The sequence below is a fragment of the Brevibacterium ammoniilyticum genome, assembly GCF_038429965.1.
Classification (GTDB): domain Bacteria; phylum Actinomycetota; class Actinomycetes; order Actinomycetales; family Brevibacteriaceae; genus Brevibacterium; species Brevibacterium ammoniilyticum.
The window spans coordinates 165618-180330 of sequence record NZ_BAABNP010000003.1 but is presented as its reverse complement, the minus strand read 5'-3'; the positions used below and the strand labels follow the sequence as shown (position 1 = coordinate 180330).

Here is a 14713-nt window from a genome sequence, read left to right as displayed (position 1 = left end):
CGCAAAATCGAAACGGCCCGATGTGAGCGACCCCACACGACGAGGCCCTGACCACGGCGTTCATGCTGCGGTCAGGGCCCCGTCGCTGAGTGTTCAGGTTCCCGGGTTCCGGCTCCTCAGGACAGCTCTGCCACCTCGGAGAGCACGTGCGGTTTGCCCTTGGCCGGGTCGAACACGGCGAAGCGCGCGGGAGCGTGCCGATGTCCTTCCGTGAACGCGAAGCCGACCGTGGACGGCAGGAGGATCGGCTTGGCGAACGCGACGTCCCACCGGTAGGACGCCAGCCTCGGGTCGGCCGCCGCGAGTGCCCGCGAGGCCGTGTACATCCCGTGCGCGATGACGCGGGGGAAGCCGAACCCGCGCGCGGCCAGCCCGTTGAGGTGGATCGGATTGTAGTCGCCGGAGACCTTCGCATATCGCTGGCCGATGATCGGATCGAGGCGCCACAGGGCCGTCGGGCGGGGCGCGACGAAGTCCTCCCGTTCGGGCTGGTCCTGCTGCTTCGCCCCCTCGAGTCGCTTCCCCTTCGCCAGGTACGTCGTCGTCTCCGTCATCGCCTCCTCCCCGTCGACGAGGGCGCGCATCTCGACGTCGATCGTCGTCCCCGCAGGGTGCTCGAATGGTCCGGAGAGGGAGACATGGAGGTCGACGACGTCGCCGATGCGAACCGGCCGGCGGACATCCATCCGGTTGCGCACATGGACCATGCCCACCAGCGGCAAGGGTACGCCCGGATCCGCGAGCAGCTGCATGCTCAGCGGAAACGCGAGGACGTGGAGATAGCCCGGATGGACGGTGTTGGTCAGCGGCGCATCGACGACGTGGGCGAACCCCGCGTACGCGTCGGCGTCGATGGACAGGCTGCGGCCGATGCCGCGGGTGGGCAGCTCGGAGTCCTGCGCCGAACCGAACGGCAGGGCCTTGAGCAGAGCCTTCGCATAGACGGGAAGCATGCTCATCACGCACCCACCATGTTCTGACCGCATACCCGCAGGGTCTGTCCGTTGATCCCCCGCGCCGAGGCGGAGGCGAGGAAGGCGATCGTCTCGGCGACGTCGACGGGCAGTCCGCCCTGCTGGAGGCTCGAGAGCCGCCGGGCGACCTGTCGGGTCAGCGCCGGCATCGCCGCCGTCATATCCGTTTCGATGAACCCGGGGGCGACCGCATTGGCCGTGCCCCCGAGAGCCGCGAAGTCCCCCGCCGAGGCGGCCGTGAGTCCGATGACCCCGGCCTTCGAGGTCGCATAGTTCGTCTGGCCGCGATTGCCGGCGATCCCCGAGGTCGAGGCCAGGGAGACGACCTGCGCGCCCTCGGCGAAGCGGCCCTGTTCGAACAGGCGGGCGTTGATGCGCGCCTGGGAGGCGATGTTGACGGCGATGACGGACTCCCACCGGGAGGCGTCCATGTTCGCCAGCAGCTTGTCCCGCGTGATCCCCGCATTGTGGACGAGGATGTCGACGCGACCGCCGGCCGCCTCGGCGATCGCATCCGCCGCACCGTCGGCGGTGATGTCGAGCTGCAGGGATTTCCCGCCGACGGCGTTCATCACCTGCGCGAGCGCCTGCCCGGCCTGCGGCATGTCGACGCCGATGAGGTGGGCGCCGTCGCGGGCGACGACACGGGCCACCTCGGCGCCGATCCCCCGGGCCGCACCGGTGACCACGGCGGTGCGGCCGGCCAGCGGACCGGCCTGCCCGGTGGAGAGGAACTCGGCATCGGTCACGGCAGTGCCGGCTGCATCACCGACGGTGATGAACTGGCCGTCGACGTAGGCGGACTTGCCGGAGAGGAGGAACCACAGGGCGGCGGTGACCGAGGGGGCGTCGACGGGAACACCCGAACCCAGGAGGATGCCGTTGGCCGTCGCGCCCTTGCGCATCTCGTGGGCGAGCGAACGGGTGAACCCGGTCAGCCCCTGAGTCGTCGCTGCGAGCGCGGGATCCTGCTCGCTCGGATTCGGGGCGGTCGAGATCGTCACGACCCGCCCGCACTTCGCCAGGGAGCGCAGGGCTCCGCCGACGCCGAGGACGGTCTCCGAGAGACCCTCGGGGGTCGTGACGTCGTCGAGGACGGCGATGATCGCCCGCAGCGACTCCCCCGCCGCCGCGTGACGGCGGACCTCGAAGTCGTTGTCGAGGAGCAGATCGGCGATGCGCTGGGCACCGGGTCCCGAGCCGAGCACGAGCACGGGCTTGCGCAGATAGGACTCCGGGGTCGACCCGAAACGCTGGAGTTCGACGGGCTGGGGCAGCCCGAGGGTCTTCGCGACCTTCCCGAGGGGGCCGCTCATGAGGTCGAGGTACGTGTCTTTCATGCCGCCTCCACGATCGCGGTGAGTCCCTGGCCGCCTGCCGCGCAGATCGAGACGAGGGAGCGCTTCTTGCCGGTGAGCTTGAGGTACTTCGCCGTCGTGGCGATGATGCGCCCGCCGGTCGCGGCGAAGGGATGACCCGCGGCCAGCGAGGAGCCGAGCGGGTTGAGCTTCGTCCGATCGAGCGAACCGAAGGCGCCGTCGAGGCCGAGCTTCTCCCGTCCGAACTCCTCGGACTCCCACGCCGCGAGATGGGCGAGCACGGTCGAGGCGAACGCCTCGTGGATCTCGAAGACGTCGAAGTCCTCGAACGTCAGGCCGTTGCGGGCGAGCAGACGCGGAACCGCGTACGCCGGTGCCATGAGCAGGCCTTCGGCGCCGTCGACGAAGTCCACGGCCGCGGCCTCGGCGTCGACGAGTCGCGCCAGCGGGGTGAACCCGTGCTCGGCGGCCCAGTCCTCGCTGCCGAGCAGCACGGAGGACGCACCGTCGGTGAGCGGCGTCGAGTTGCCCGCCGTCATCGTCGCAGGCTCCGGCAGGCGCTTGCCGAAGACCGGGCTCAGCTTGGCCAGCGATTCGAGGCTCGAGTCGGCACGGAGGTTCGTGTCCCGGCTGACCCCGAGGTAGGGGGTGACGAGGTCGTCGAAGAAGCCCTCATCCCACGCCCGGGCCAGCCCCTGGTGGGAGGCGAGGGCAAGTTCGTCCTGGGCTTCCCGGCTGATCCCCCAGGCCGCGGTCGTGATCGCCTGATGCTCGCCCATGCTCAGGCCCGTGCGGGGCTCGCCCGTCGACGGGGCCTGCGGGGCGAGGTAGGCGGGACGGATCTGAGCGGCGATGCGCATCCGCTGGGTCAGCGTCTTCGCCCGGGAGAGCTCGAGGAGGATCTCGCGCAGCGAGTCCCCGACGACGATGGGGGCATCCGAGGCCGAGTCGACGCCCGAGGCGATGCCGGACTCGATCTGGCCGGCGTTGATCTTGTTCGTCAGGCTGACCACGGTCTCGAGACCCGTCGCGCACGCCTGGCCGATGTCATAGGCCGGGGTGGTGGGCGACAGGGCCGAGCCGAGCACGGCCTCCCGGGTGAGGTTGAAGTCCTTCGAGTGCTTGAGCACCGCGCCGCCGGCGACTTCGCCGATCGTCTCCCCCGCCAGACCGAAGCGGGCGACGAGGCCGTCGATCGTCGAGGTGAGCATGTCGAGGTTGCTGGCCTTCGCGTACTGCTTGTTCGAGCGGGCGAAGGGAATGCGGTTGCCGCCGAGGATGACGGCACGTTGGGTGGGAGCGGACATTGGCACCTCCGTTGAGTGGAATTAGCTGATACCGACAGTACCTGTTACCGTCTGTAACATGAAATCGCTCACAGACGGCCGCTCGACTCGGTGGCAGGAGCACCGCGACAGCCGCAGGCGCGAACTGCTGCGCACCGTCCGCCACGTCGTCGACGAACACGGCGACGATCTCTCGATGGAGCAGATCTCCGAGCACTCGGGGACGACGAAGGCCGTGCTCTACCGCTACTTCACCGACCGCGCCGGCCTCCAGGAGGCGATGGGCGGCTGGGCCATGCAGGTGATCGCGACCTCCCTCGACGAGGCCAGCGCCGACCGGGTCCACTCCCGCTCAGGCGCAGTCCGACCCGCAGACCGGCAGGAGACGCTCGAGGCGATGATCCGCGCCTTCGTCGGCCTCGCCGCGGGAGCGCCGAACGTCTACCGGTTCTGCGACCAGGCCGTGGGCCGCTTCGATCCCGGCGAACAGGGCGGATTCTTCCGCGAGGTCGCCGACCTCCTCGCCGAGCGGCTCGACCTCGACGTCACCGACGGGCGCTTCGACGGCGACGACGGGAAGCTGTGGGCCGCCGGCGCGATCGGGTTCGTCCGCGCCGCCACGGAGACCTGGCTCAAGTCGCCGGGCTCCCCCGACGTATTCGCCGCCTCGGTGAGCACCTGGCTCTGGGCCTCGCTGCCGGCCGAAGCCCACGACGGGCCACCGAGGACCTGACCCTTCCTCCTTCCATCCGCTCATATCCGACTACTCCTCTCCGTCCACCGACTCGTCCGCACTCAGCAGATCAGGAGCACCCACATGACCGACTTCGCCCTCGACCTCGACCCCGCAGCCATCCAGTCGATCCTCGACGGCGCCTGGGCCGACGCCCGGCACCTGGGACGGCAGCTCGCCCTCGACGAGACCACCCACCTCGATCCCGCCGACGACCTCGAGACGACGCGGGCGAACACGCTCGCATCCGTCGGCCTCATGGCCGCCACCGAACTGCCGCTCGCCGCACTGCCCGAGTCGCTGGGCGGAACCAACGAGCACGCCCGCACGGTCGCCGGATTCGAGGAGACGGTCACCGCCTCGCCGAGCCTGCAGATCAAGGCCGGCGTCCAGTTCGGCCTCTTCGGCGGCGCGATCCTTCACCTCGGCAACCCGGACCAGCACGCCCAGTGGCTCGTGCCCGCCCAGCGCGGCGAACTCCTCGGGTCGTTCGCGATGACCGAGATCGGCCACGGTTCCGACGTCGCAGCGATCGGGACCACGGCCACCTTCGACCCGGAGACAGACGAATTCGTCATCGACACCCCGTTCACGGCCGCGACGAAGGAGTACATCGGCAACGCCGCCCGCGACGCCCGGGCCGCCGTCGTCTTCGCCCAGCTCGTCACGGCAGGCGTCAACCACGGCGTCCACGCGTTCTTCGTGCCCGTGCGGACTCCCGACGGCCGGCCGCTGCCGGGCATCACGATCGACGACGACGGCTTCAAGGGCGGCCTCAAGGGCGTCGACAACGGCCGTTTCGCCTTCGACCACGTCCGGATTCCGCGCACGAACCTCCTCGACCGCTACGGCGCCGTCGATGCCGAGGGCGCGTACTCCTCACCCATCGACTCCCCCGGACGCCGGTTCTTCACGATGCTCGGCACCCTCGTCCAGGGACGCGTCTCCCTCGACGGGGCCGCGGTCGTGGCGAGCAAGCTCGCCCTCGACATCGCGATCCGCTACGGCCTCGAACGCAAACAGTTCACCACCGTCGACGACTACCGGGAGACCACGCTGCTGGACTACCAGCAGCATCAGCGCCGGCTCATGCCCGCACTCGCCGCCACCTACGCCTCGGCGCTCGCCCACGAGAAGCTGCTCACCTCCTTCGAGGAGGTCTTCTCCGGCGCCGACGACAGCGAGGAGAACCGGGCCCTGCTCGAGACCCGGGCCGCGGCCTTCAAATCCGACTCGACGTGGATGGCCCTCGACGTCATCCAGGAATGCCGGGAGGCGTGCGGCGGGGCGGGCTTCATGGCCGAGAACCGGCTGGTGGGCCTGCGCGCTGACATGGACGTCTACGTCACCTTCGAAGGCGACAACACCGTCCTCCTCCAGCTCGTGGCCAAGCGCATCCTCGGCGACTATGCGAAGGAGTTCGCCCACATCGACGTCGGCGGCGCCGCCCGCTTCATCGGCACGCAGGCCGCCGAGCACACCCTCTACCGCACCGGTCTGGCCAATGCGGGCCTGGCGATCTCCGATGTCTTCACCCCCAACCTCTCCGAGCGCCGCGTCCGCTCGGGCAGGCTTCAGCGCACGCTGCTCGAATCCCGGCTCGAGGTCATGGTCTCCGGTCTCGCGGCCGCCCTGCGCCCTGCCGCGAAGCTCTCTCCGGAGAAGGCCGCGGAGCTGTTCAACTCCCACCAGCACGAACTCGTCGAGATGGCCCGCGCCTACGTCGAGCTCGAGAAGTGGAAGGCCATCGACGAGGCGATGAAGGCGCAGACGGATCCCTCGCAGGAGAAGGTCTTCCGCCGCCTGCGCGACACCTACGGCCTCAGTCTCGTCGAGAAGCACATGGGCTGGCACCTCATGTACGGCCGTCTGCCCATGTCCCGGGCCAGGCAGGTCGGGGACACGCTCAACCGTCTGTGTGCGAAGCTCGCCGCGAACGCCTTGGACCTCGTCGACGCCTTCGGCTACGGCGATGACCACCGGCGGGCGACGATCGCCACGGGCATCGAGGCCGAACGGCAGGCCGAAGCCGCCGCGTACTACCGGCGGGCCAGGGCGCAGCGGGACTACCCGGTGCCGGAGAAGCAGCTCAAGCGCACCGGCTCCCGCACGGCCTGAGGCCGAGCCCGCTGAGCCCAGCCCACTGCACCTCGGCGGACTCAGCGAGTGAGGAACTCCCGCAGGGCCGCGGACACGGCGGCTGCCTCAGTGAGGAAGCCGTCGTGTCCGACCGGTGAGTCGATGACCCGATGGTCGACCTGTCCCGGCAGGTGACGGGCGAGATGCTCGACCTGGGACGGGGGGAAGAGCCGGTCGGAGGACACGGAGACGACGAGGCTGTCGGTGCAGGCCTCCGACAGCGCGGTGCGCAGATCCGCCGAGCGTCCGGTGCGGACGTCGTGGTCGCGCAGGGCGCGGGTGAGGAGGACGTAGCTGTGCGGGTCGAAGCGCGCGGTGAGCTTCTTCGCCTGATGGTCGAGGTACGAGGTGACCTCGTAGTAGTCGGCCGCGCGCCGCCGGCGGGAGAAGCGCTGATTGAGGTCGGCGTCGTTGCGATAGGTCAGGTGGGCGATCTGCCGGGCCAGACCGAGCCCCGCCGTGGGGAAGCGGCCGATCGCGGTGTAGTCGCCCGAACAGTAGTCGGGGTCGAGTTCGATGGCCCGCTCCTGCATCATCGCCCACGCGATCTGGTCTGCTTCGGCGAAGGCCGGGGCGGCGATGATCGCGCATTTGCGGGTCTTGCGGCGGTCGAGGAGACCGAATTCGAGCGCTCTGGCCCCGCCCATCGACCCGCCGACGACGGCATGCCAGGTCTCGATGCCCAGGATCTGGGTGAGGTTGTGCTCCAGCCGGGCCATGTCCCGGATCGTCACGGTCGGGAACCGCGACCCGTACGGCAGGCCGTCGGAGAAGGTCGACTGCGGTCCCGTCGTGCCCGAGCATCCTCCCAGAGCGTTCGCGCACACGACGAAGTACTCGTTCGTGTCGATCGCCTGTCCGGGCCCGACGACCCCGGACCACCACTCGGTGGCCCGGGTGTCGCCGGTGAGCGCATGCTCGATGAGGATCGCGTTCGACCGGTCGGCGTTGAGGGTGCCGAAGGTCTCGTAGGCGATCTCGACGGTGCCGAACGTGTGCCCGGAATCCGTGGTGAAGCCGAGGATCGACTCCACCGAGGTGCTCTGGGTGGTCATCTCACGCAGCGGTCGTCACCGTGGCCGCGGCCGCGGCGAATCCGGCGTCGAGGTCGGCGAGGATGTCGTCGATGCCTTCGAGCCCGACCGAGAGGCGCACGAGCGCGGGGTTGACCCCTGCGGCGGCCTGGGCCTCCTCCGAGAGCTGCGAATGCGTCGTCGAGGCCGGGTGGATGACGAGAGAGCGGACGTCGCCGATGTTGGCCACGAGCGAGTGGAGTTCGAGGGCGTCGACGAACGCGACGGCCGCGTCGTAGCCGCCGGCGATGTCGAAGGCGAGCACCGAGCCGACCCCGTTGGGCAGGTACTTCTCGGCTCGCTCATGCCACGGGCTCGACTCGAGTCCCGCATAGGCGACCCGGGTGACCTGGTCGTGGCCTTCGAGGTAGGCGGCGACCCGCTGCGCATTGGCGACGTGGCGTTCGATGCGCAGGCTCAGCGTCTCCAGCCCCTGGGCGATGAGGAAGGCGTTGAACGGGCTGATCGCGGGTCCGAGGTCGCGCAGCAGCTGGACGCGCAGCTTGAGCCCGTAGGAGACGTTGGCCCCGAACGGGGAGTCCGCGCCGAGGTCGCGGGCGTAGACGAGGCCGTTGTACGACTCGTCGGGGGTGTTGAAGCCGGGGAAGCGCTGCGGGTGCGCCCCGTAGTCGAAGGTGCCGCCGTCGACGACGACCCCGGCGATCGAGGTGCCGTGCCCGCCGAGGTACTTCGTCGCCGAGTGGATGACGACGTCGGCGCCGTGTTCGATGGGACGCACGAGGTAGGGGCTGGCGAGGGTGTTGTCGACGAGCAGCGGGACCCCGGCCGCATGGGCGGTGTCGGCGACGGCGGTGATGTCGAGGACGTCGGAGCGGGGGTTGGAGACCACCTCGGCGAAGAAGAGCTTCGTGTTCTCCTGCACGGCGTCGCGCCACGCATCGAGGTCGTCGACGTCGACGAACGTCGTGGAGATGCCGAGCTTGCGCAGGGTGACGTCGAGGAGGTTGTACGTGCCGCCGTAGAGGCTGCTGCTGGCCACGATGTGGTCACCGGCTTCGGCGATGTTGGCGATCGCGAGGAACTCCGCGGACTGCCCCGAGGCGGTGAGGACGGCATGGACGCCGCCTTCGAGATCGGCGATGCGGTTCTCGACGACCTCGGTCGTCGGGTTCGTGATGCGAGTGTAGATGGGACCGAGCTCGGCCAGGGCGAACCGGTTCTTCGCCTGGTCGTTGTCGGCGAAGACGTACGAGGTGGTCTGGTGGATGGGCAGGGCGCGGGCGCCCGTTGCCGGGTCGGGGGTCTGGCCGGCGTGGATCTGACGGGTTTCGAATGACTGGGCCATGGCTTCTCCTTCGCACAGGTGGTGATCCCACTCTCACTGCCGGGCGCGGTTGTTCCCGTCGAACTCGTCATGAACCTGTCACCGACCGTCATCTTTCGTCACGCGGGGCTCGGCGCTGCGTGTGAGGACCGCGGCCTCAGCGGAAGTTGCGGGCCTTCGTCGGCAGCTGCACCTCGAGGGGGACGAGCTTGTGCGCGTAGAGGCTCACGACCTCTCCCCCGCGCTGGATGAGGCCGGAGACGACGAGGGCGTTGCGGGAGGTCGCGACCGAACGGAACCGCTTCATCAGTCCCGCCGTGGCGACGACGTTGAGCATCCCGAACTCGTCCTCGAGGTTGATGAACGTGATCCCCGAGGCCGTCGCCGGGCGCTGCCGGTGGGTGACGAGGGCGGCCACGGTCAGTCGCTTCCCGTCGGGGGCCGCGGCGGCGTCGGCTGTCGAGGCGTACCCGCGCTCGGTCAGCGCCTGCCGCAGGATCTCCGTCGGGTAGCCGTCGACGGTGATGCCCGTGGAGAAGAGCTCGGCCAGGGTCGTCTCGAAGGAGTCCATCGTCGGCAGTGCGGGAGCGTGGGAGACGGTCGCGGTGCCCGGCAGCACTCCCGGGTGGGCGCCGGCGACTCCCCCGGCCAGCCACAGCGCCTGCCTGCGGTCGAGGTCGAAGCCGGCCAGGGCGCCGGCGGTCGCGAGGCCCTCGAGGGCCTGCTTGCCGATGCCGGTGCGTTCGGCGAGGTCGGCCACCGAGGCGAAGGGACCGTTCGCGCGTTCGGCGACGATCACCTCGGCGAAGGAGCCGACATGGGAGACCTCGTCGAGTCCGAGCCGGATCCCCAGCTCCCCGGATTCGGTGCGTTCGAGGTCGCTGCCGGCGTTCGAGCGCGCGATGTCGACGGGCAGGATCGGCACCCCGTGCCGGCGAGCGTCGGCGATGAGCGACTGCGGGGAGTAGAAGCCCATCGGCTGGGCCCGGAGCAGGCCCGCGGTGAACGCGGCATGGTGGTGGAACTTGAACCACGCGGACTGGTAGACGAGGTTGGCGAAGCTGATCGCATGGGATTCGGGGAACCCGTAGTTCGCGAACGCCGCGATCGTGGAGAAGATCGTCTCCGCGGTGTCCTCGGCAACGCCTCGGGCACGAGCCCCGGTGCGGAACTTCTCGGCGAGTTCGGCCATCCGCCGCTCCGAGCGGCGTGAGCCCATCGCCTGCCGCAGCCGGTCGGCGTCGGCTCCGGAGAAGCCGCCGACGTCGATGGCCATCTGCATGAGCTGCTCCTGGAACAGCGGCACCCCGCACGTCTTCGCCAGCGACTTCTCGAGCAGCGGATGGAGGTATTCGATCGGGTCGAGTCCCTGCCGTCTGCGGATGTAGGGGTGGACGGAGCCGCCCTGGATGGGTCCGGGGCGGATGAGGGCGACCTCGACGGCGAGGTCGTAGAACTCCGTCGGCTTCAGCCTGGGCAGGGTTGCCAGCTGGGCCCGGGATTCGACCTGGAAGACGCCGACGGCATCGGCCCGGCAGAGCATCGCGTAGACGTCTTCGTCCTCATCGTCGATGAGCGCCCGGTCGATGCGCTGCCCGGTGTGGCGTTCGACGAGGTCGACCATCTCGTGGAGGGCGGTGAGCATGCCGAGGCCGAGGAGGTCGAACTTGACGAGGTCCATCGCCGCACAGTCGTCCTTGTCCCATTGGACGACGGTGCGGTGGTCCATCGTCGCATGCTCGATGGGCACCACCTCGCCGATGGGGCGGTCGGCGAGGATCATCCCCCCGGAGTGGATGCCCAGGTGGCGGGGCGAGCCGAGCAGGTCACCGGCGACGTCGAGGACCTGCGCGGGCACGGGCGAGTCCTGTGCCTCGGGCAGGGTGGACCAGCGGTTGCTCGCCTTCGAGAACGCGTCCTGCTGGCCGGGGGCGTAGCCGAGGCTGAACGCGGCGTCCCGGATCGCCGACTTCGCCCGGTAGGTGATGACGTTGGCGACCTGGGCGGCACGGTCGCGGCCGAAGTGGTCGTAGACGTACTGGATGACCTCCTCCCGGCGCCCCGATTCGATGTCGATGTCGATGTCGGGGTACCCCTTGCGGTCCGGGGAGAGGAAGCGGTCGAAGAGGAGGTTGTGCTTGACCGCGTCGACGGCGGTGATGTCGAGGACGTAGCAGACCGCGGAGTTCGCCGCCGAGCCGCGGCCCTGGCAGAAGATCGACTCCCGATGGCAGAAGCTCGTGATGTCGTGGACGATGAGGAAGTACCCGCAGAAGCCGAGCTCGGCGATCATGTCCATCTCCCGATCGAGCTGCTCCCACGCCCGGGGGTGCTGAGCACGCGTGCCGTAGCGGCGCAGACCGCAGTCGGTGACGAGCTGCCGCAGGTACTCCTCGGCGTCGCGGTCCTCGGGCATCGGGGCGCGCGGCAGCTCGGGTCGCGCGGTCTCGAGGGTGAACGCGCACTCCGCGCCGATCCGCACCGCCCCGTCGAGGGCGGCGGCAGGGAAGCGCGCGGCCATCTCCGCACCCGTGTGGATCCGGTTGACCGCGGTCGTCGGCAGCCAGCCGGCGAGCTCGTCGAGGGGACGCCGAGAGCGCACGGAGGCCCGCACCTGCGCCGACCGCCAGTGCGCGCGGCTCGCGAAGTGGACGTTGCTGCTCGCCGTGACCGGCAGTCCCGTCCGCTGTGCCAGTTCGCCGAGGTGGCGCAGCCGCTCGTCGTCGTCCGGGGTGCCGTCGCGGCTGAGTTCGACGGCCAGCGACTCGGGTCCGAAGAGCGCGGTCAGCCGGCGCAGGGCGGCGAGTCCGCCGTCGGGGTCGTCCAGGGCCCGGCGCAGCGGACCCTTGCGGCAGCCGGTGAGGATCATCCAGTCCGCGCTCCTGGCCGCGAGGTCCTCGAGGTCGAAGACGGGACGGTTCTTCTCCCCGCGGAGGTTCGCCTCGGTGATCGCCGCCGAGAGGCTGCGGTAGCCCTCGACCCCGCGGGCGAGGACGAGGAGATGGGTGGCCTCGGGATCGGTCTGGCCGGGGATCTTCTCACTCAGCCCGACGGAGAGTTCGGCGCCGAAGACCGTGGGCAGGTCCGCCTCGGCAGCGGCGTGGGCGAAGCGGACGGCGCCGTAGAGGCCGTTGTGGTCGGTCAGGGCCATCGCGGACAGCCCTGCGGCTGCCCCGGCGGCCACGAGGTCCTCGGGGTCGGAGGCTCCGTCGAGGAAGCTGAACTGCGAATGCACGTGCAGCTCCGCCCACGGTCGAGGCGGGCTGCTGCGCAGGAGCGGACCGGCCGGTGAGGACGGCGTCCGGGCGGGCATCGCGTAGCGGGAGACGCTGTCGAGGCCGCGCGGACCGACCGAGACCGGGTAGCGGTCGGGGCGGGAGAACGCGGGGGCGTCGGAGCCGTCGGCGTGCTTGTCGACGGGGCGGGCGTTCGAGCCGGCGGGCGCGTCCTCTTTGCCCTCTCGGCCCTCTTTGCCTTCGAGGCGGCGGGCGAGCTCCGACCAGGGAGTGCGCGGATTCGAGAACCCCATCAGCAGTACCGTCCCGTGAGGTACCACTGGCCCGATTCCCGGCTCAGCAGCAGTGCGCGCCCGGATTCGGTGACGACCTGGAGGCGGGTCCGGTAGGTCGCCCGCTGCGGGTCCCACCATCCGGATTCGATCGGCCACGAGCCGGAGAAGTCGACGATCGCCTCGGTGGTGCCGGTGGGGAAGCGGATCGCGCTGGGGGCTGCGGCGAGTCCGGAGGGGCGGGCTTCGACCGGTCCTCCCCCGGCGGCGAAGACGTCGACGGGCACATGGTCGACGGTGGTCGGTCGGGGGGCGCGCAGAGCTCCCGGCCACGGCGCCTCCGGGGTCCGGGCGGGGGTCGCCGCCTGCTGCCACGGGGTCCAGAGGTTCGTCTCGGCCGGATCCCATCCGCCCTGGAGGCGGGGTACGAGCACGGCATCGGGTCCGAAGAGCCCCTGCAGACGTTCGAGTGTGTGCGTGACCTGCCCGGTGTTCTCGTCGAAGAGGCTCCGGGTCGCCCCGAGAGGGGTCGTGAGTTCGGCGGCGACGAGGCCGAGCGCAGTGATCCCCTCAGCGGAGAAGTCCTCCGCATCGGGTCCGGGATCGTCGACGCCGTCGGCATCCCCACGCCCGGCACTGCCGCCCGCGCTGCCACTGCGTCCGGCGTTCCCGCGTCCAGCGGTGCCGTCTCCGGCCCCACCGCGTCCCGCACTGCCGCGTCCGGCGCCGGCGAGCCAGCCTTCGGCCTGCCAGCGCAGGCGGTCGGCGATGGCGTTCTCGCTCATGTCTTCGATCCGCCACGTCCGGCTCGAGGACTGGCCCCCGGCGGCGAGGAGGTCGATCGTGATCTGCGTGCACACGAGTCCGCTGCTGCGGACCCGGCCGAGCAGGTCGGCGGCGAGCTGCCTGGCGAGGAAGCCGAGGGTGTCGCTGCGGGTCGTCGGCTCCTCGAGGGTGCGCTCGACCCGCAGGCTCTCTTCGCGGATATGGTCGCGCAGGGGTGCCTGCGCACGTCCCGAAGCCAGGTCGTGGGCATGACGGCCGAGCGGACCGAACCGGGAGAGCACATCGCCGGCGTCGAGGGCGGCGAGTGCCCCCAGGGTGTGCAGGCCGAGCTGGACGAAGACGTCGATGAGCTCGGTCCACTTCCCCTCGGTGTGCGTCAGGGCGGTGATCGGCTGGGCGGCGAGGAACTCCACGGTCTTCCCCGGGGCGACTCGGCGCGCCTGCCCGGCGGCGATCCGCGCGGCGAAGACGGTCGCGGCGATGCCGGGGAAGAACTCCCACCCCGTCGAGTCGACGAGTGCGGAGATGAGCGCTTCGACGGCCGCGGCCTCATCGGCGTAGCCGTGCCGGAGGGCGTCGAGGGGGATCGCGAGCGTTCCCGGTGCGAGCAGCGTGAAGCGGGCGACGAGCTCTTCGAGTGCGCCCACCCCGCCGGAGAAGTGACGGTTGTCGACGTCCTCGTCCCACGGCAGCACCTGGGCCTCGGGGCAGCGGTAGTTCGCCGCCCGCTTGTTGCTGCCGATGGCGATGCCCGCGGCTCGAGCCGGTGCGTTGGCGGCGATGACGCGGCCCGCGTGGAGGACGGCGACAGGGGTTCCCGGGCTGAGCTCGTGTTCGGCGGCGGCTGCCACGGTCGGCCAGTCGGGGACGGTGAGGACGAGGATGCGTCCGCGGTCGGTCTCGGGCTCAGCTGACACTGCGGATCACCGGCCTCTCCCCCGGCTCCGCCGAGGCGACCGCCTCGGCGGGGGTGCCGTCGGGACCGGGCAGGAGGAAACGGTGGACGCCGGTCTGGGAGCGGGCCTCGACGAGGCACGACTGGAGACGTCCGCGGCCGTGGTCGGTGCCCGACCAGCCGAGACCGGTGATCTCGATCTGCTCCGTGCTGCCTGCCAGGGGGCTGAGGCTGATGAAGCTCACCTTCCTCTCCCGCACCTTCGCCAGCAGTCGGGCGCGTTCGCCCGCGCTCGGGAGGTAGGCCGGGTCGACGAGGAGGACGTCGAAGGATTCGATGAGGATCGAGGCCACGCGCAGCCAGTCCTGCGGTGGGGTGGCAAGGTTGACGAAGCGGTCGAGGTCGATGCCGAGGTCGGCGATCGAGGACACGGCGGGTTCGCCGAGGCCGATGCCGGCGCACCACTTCTGCTCCTGGGTGGAGGCGGCGATCGTCGCGAGTGCGCAGGTCAGGGACTGTCCGCCGGTGAAGGAGACGATCTCGCCGCGCGGCAGACCGCCGCGGCGGAAGATCGGCGCGAGCACGGGGTGCACGGGCCGAGGCGGGTGGCCGTCGAACAGGGAGGTCGCCGTGGAGATCCCCATCTCCCGGCTGAGCTGTTCGACGAGTGGTGCTGCGGACATGACATCCATTATCGAACTAGTGTTCGAAATAG

10 protein-coding genes are annotated in these 14713 nt (G+C 70.4%); 2 read left to right on the top strand and 8 right to left on the bottom strand.

Annotated elements, in window-relative coordinates:
* Positions 1-116: 116 nt before the first annotated feature.
* Genes AAHA49_RS04635 through AAHA49_RS04625 form a run of 3 tightly spaced genes read right to left on the bottom strand, consistent with a single transcriptional unit; the run spans position 117 to position 3600 of the window.
* Positions 117-959 carry a MaoC/PaaZ C-terminal domain-containing protein gene (locus AAHA49_RS04635; RefSeq protein ID WP_342037379.1) on the bottom strand — a complete coding sequence of 281 codons (843 nt, stop codon included), beginning with the start codon at positions 957-959 and terminating at the stop codon, positions 117-119.
* The gene (locus tag AAHA49_RS04630; RefSeq protein WP_342037378.1) at positions 959-2314 is read right to left on the bottom strand and encodes a 3-oxoacyl-ACP reductase; all 1356 of its coding nucleotides are present in this window, start codon (positions 2312-2314) and stop codon (positions 959-961) included. Before AAHA49_RS04630 ends, AAHA49_RS04635 begins: the two co-directional genes overlap by 1 nt.
* Entirely contained in the window at positions 2311-3600 is a 1290-nt protein-coding gene (locus AAHA49_RS04625; protein WP_339391607.1) for an acetyl-CoA C-acetyltransferase, read from the bottom strand. Before AAHA49_RS04625 ends, AAHA49_RS04630 begins: the two co-directional genes overlap by 4 nt.
* Positions 3601-3658: 58 nt before the next feature.
* On the opposite strand from AAHA49_RS04625, the gene AAHA49_RS04620 reads away from it, so the two are divergent.
* On the top strand, positions 3659-4312 hold the full coding sequence (locus tag AAHA49_RS04620) for a TetR/AcrR family transcriptional regulator (RefSeq protein WP_342037377.1): 654 nt from the start codon (positions 3659-3661) through the stop codon (positions 4310-4312).
* Positions 4313-4396: 84 nt separating this feature from the next.
* Positions 4397-6430, top strand: coding sequence for an acyl-CoA dehydrogenase family protein (locus AAHA49_RS04615; RefSeq protein WP_342037376.1), 2034 nt, complete (start codon positions 4397-4399; stop codon positions 6428-6430).
* 41 nt (positions 6431-6471) lie between these two features.
* Here AAHA49_RS04615 and metX read toward each other — a convergent pair whose 3' ends face one another.
* From metX to AAHA49_RS04590, 5 genes are all read right to left on the bottom strand, one after another.
* Positions 6472-7506, bottom strand: a complete 1035-nt coding sequence (gene metX / locus AAHA49_RS04610) for a homoserine O-acetyltransferase MetX (protein WP_342037375.1) — start codon at positions 7504-7506, stop codon at positions 6472-6474.
* A gap of 1 nt (position 7507) precedes the next feature.
* A complete protein-coding gene (locus AAHA49_RS04605; RefSeq protein ID WP_342037374.1) occupies positions 7508-8830 on the bottom strand; it encodes a bifunctional o-acetylhomoserine/o-acetylserine sulfhydrylase in 1323 nt (440 codons plus the stop codon).
* A 136-nt stretch (positions 8831-8966) separates the two neighbouring features.
* The gene (locus AAHA49_RS04600; protein WP_342037373.1) at positions 8967-12338 is read right to left on the bottom strand and encodes an error-prone DNA polymerase; all 3372 of its coding nucleotides are present in this window, start codon (positions 12336-12338) and stop codon (positions 8967-8969) included.
* Positions 12338-14020 (bottom strand): DNA polymerase Y family protein, encoded by a 1683-nt coding sequence (locus tag AAHA49_RS04595; RefSeq protein ID WP_342037372.1) that lies wholly within the window; start codon positions 14018-14020, stop codon positions 12338-12340. Before AAHA49_RS04595 ends, AAHA49_RS04600 begins: the two co-directional genes overlap by 1 nt.
* Positions 14010-14681, bottom strand: coding sequence for a P-loop NTPase family protein (locus AAHA49_RS04590; RefSeq protein ID WP_342037371.1), 672 nt, complete (start codon positions 14679-14681; stop codon positions 14010-14012). The genes AAHA49_RS04595 and AAHA49_RS04590 overlap by 11 nt, the downstream gene beginning before the upstream one ends.
* Positions 14682-14713 lie beyond the last annotated feature (32 nt).